Origin of the sequence: Pseudomonas syringae pv. coryli str. NCPPB 4273, assembly GCF_000972175.1 — a bacterium.
GTDB classification, from domain to species: Bacteria; Pseudomonadota; Gammaproteobacteria; order Pseudomonadales; family Pseudomonadaceae; genus Aquipseudomonas; species Aquipseudomonas syringae.
On the sequence record NZ_AWQP01000077.1, the window covers coordinates 1 to 3040 of the forward strand.

Genomic DNA, 3040 nt, shown 5'->3' on the forward strand with positions numbered 1-3040 from the left:
TGTCCGGGCTAAGGTAAAGTTTGTGAAATGCAAACTTTCGGCGAATGTCGTCTTCACAGTATAACCAGATTGCTTGGGGTTATATGGTCAAGTGAAGAAGCGCATACGGTGGATGCCTTGGCAGTCAGAGGCGATGAAAGACGTGGTAGCCTGCGAAAAGCTTCGGGGAGTCGGCAAACAGACTGTGATCCGGAGATGTCTGAATGGGGGAACCCAGCCATCATAAGATGGTTATCTTGTACTGAATACATAGGTGCAAGAGGCGAACCAGGGGAACTGAAACATCTAAGTACCCTGAGGAAAAGAAATCAACCGAGATTCCCTTAGTAGTGGCGAGCGAACGGGGACCAGCCCTTAAGTTGTATTGAGATTAGCGGAACACTCTGGAAAGGGTGGCCATAGTGGGTGATAGCCCTGTACGCGAAAATCCCTTTGCAATGAAATCGAGTAGGACGGGGCACGAGAAACCTTGTCTGAATATGGGGGGACCATCCTCCAAGGCTAAATACTACTGACTGACCGATAGTGAACCAGTACCGTGAGGGAAAGGCGAAAAGAACCGCGGAGAGCGGAGTGAAATAGATCCTGAAACCGTATGCGTACAAGCAGTGGGAGCCCACTTTGTTGGGTGACTGCGTACCTTTTGTATAATGGGTCAGCGACTTATTTTCAGTGGCGAGCTTAACCGAATAGGGGAGGCGTAGCGAAAGCGAGTCTTAATAGGGCGTCTAGTCGCTGGGAATAGACCCGAAACCGGGCGATCTATCCATGGGCAGGTTGAAGGTTGGGTAACACTAACTGGAGGACCGAACCGACTACCGTTGAAAAGTTAGCGGATGACCTGTGGATCGGAGTGAAAGGCTAATCAAGCTCGGAGATAGCTGGTTCTCCTCGAAAGCTATTTAGGTAGCGCCTCATGTATCACTGTAGGGGGTAGAGCACTGTTTCGGCTAGGGGGTCATCCCGACTTACCAAACCGATGCAAACTCCGAATACCTACAAGTGCCGAGCATGGGAGACACACGGCGGGTGCTAACGTCCGTCGTGAAAAGGGAAACAACCCAGACCGTCAGCTAAGGTCCCAAAGTCATGGTTAAGTGGGAAACGATGTGGGAAGGCTTAGACAGCTAGGAGGTTGGCTTAGAAGCAGCCACCCTTTAAAGAAAGCGTAATAGCTCACTAGTCGAGTCGGCCTGCGCGGAAGATGTAACGGGGCTCAAACCATGCACCGAAGCTACGGGTATCATCTTTTGATGATGCGGTAGAGGAGCGTTCTGTAAGCCTGTGAAGGTGAGTTGAGAAGCTTGCTGGAGGTATCAGAAGTGCGAATGCTGACATGAGTAACGACAATGGGTGTGAAAAACACCCACGCCGAAAGACCAAGGTTTCCTGCGCAACGTTAATCGACGCAGGGTTAGTCGGTCCCTAAGGCGAGGCTGAAAAGCGTAGTCGATGGAAAACAGGTTAATATTCCTGTACTTCTGGTTATTGCGATGGAGGGACGGAGAAGGCTAGGCCAGCCTGGCGTTGGTTGTCCAGGTTTAAGGTGGTAGGCTGAGATCTTAGGTAAATCCGGGATCTTAAGGCCGAGAGCTGATGACGAGTGTTCTTTTAGAACACGAAGTGGTTGATGCCATGCTTCCAAGAAAAGCTTCTAAGCTTCAGGTAACCAGGAACCGTACCCCAAACCGACACAGGTGGTTGGGTAGAGAATACCAAGGCGCTTGAGAGAACTCGGGTGAAGGAACTAGGCAAAATGGCACCGTAACTTCGGGAGAAGGTGCGCCGGTGGAGGTGAAGCATTTACTGCGTAAGCCCCTGCCGGTCGAAGATACCAGGCCGCTGCGACTGTTTATTAAAAACACAGCACTCTGCAAACACGAAAGTGGACGTATAGGGTGTGACGCCTGCCCGGTGCCGGAAGGTTAATTGATGGGGTTAGCGCAAGCGAAGCTCTTGATCGAAGCCCCGGTAAACGGCGGCCGTAACTATAACGGTCCTAAGGTAGCGAAATTCCTTGTCGGGTAAGTTCCGACCTGCACGAATGGCGTAACGATGGCGGCGCTGTCTCCACCCGAGACTCAGTGAAATTGAAATCGCTGTGAAGATGCAGTGTATCCGCGGCTAGACGGAAAGACCCCGTGAACCTTTACTATAGCTTTGCACTGGACTTTGAATTTGCTTGTGTAGGATAGGTGGGAGGCTTTGAAGCGTGGACGCCAGTCTGCGTGGAGCCAACCTTGAAATACCACCCTGGCAACTTTGAGGTTCTAACTCAGGTCCGTTATCCGGATCGAGGACAGTGTATGGTGGGTAGTTTGACTGGGGCGGTCTCCTCCTAAAGAGTAACGGAGGAGTACGAAGGTGCGCTCAGACCGGTCGGAAATCGGTCGTAGAGTATAAAGGCAAAAGCGCGCTTGACTGCGAGACAGACACGTCGAGCAGGTACGAAAGTAGGTCTTAGTGATCCGGTGGTTCTGTATGGAAGGGCCATCGCTCAACGGATAAAAGGTACTCCGGGGATAACAGGCTGATACCGCCCAAGAGTTCATATCGACGGCGGTGTTTGGCACCTCGATGTCGGCTCATCACATCCTGGGGCTGAAGCCGGTCCCAAGGGTATGGCTGTTCGCCATTTAAAGTGGTACGCGAGCTGGGTTTAGAACGTCGTGAGACAGTTCGGTCCCTATCTGCCGTGGACGTTTGAGATTTGAGAGGGGCTGCTCCTAGTACGAGAGGACCGGAGTGGACGAACCTCTGGTGTTCCGGTTGTCACGCCAGTGGCATTGCCGGGTAGCTATGTTCGGAAAAGATAACCGCTGAAAGCATCTAAGCGGGAAACTTGCCTCAAGATGAGATCTCACTGGAACCTTGAGTTCCCTAAAGGGCCGTCGAAGACTACGACGTTGATAGGTTGGGTGTGTAAGCGCTGTGAGGCGTTGAGCTAACCAATACTAATTGCCCGTGAGGCTTGACCATATAACACCCAAGCAATTTGCGTCGAATGAGATCGGAAGAGCGTCGTGTAGGGAAAGAGTGT

Annotated in this window: 1 rRNA gene; it reads left to right on the forward strand. The window is 51.8% G+C overall.

The features are described from left to right. The first annotated feature begins 85 nt into the window (after positions 1 to 85). Positions 86 to 2979, forward strand: a 23S ribosomal RNA gene (locus tag P406_RS26095). Positions 2980 to 3040 lie beyond the last annotated feature (61 nt).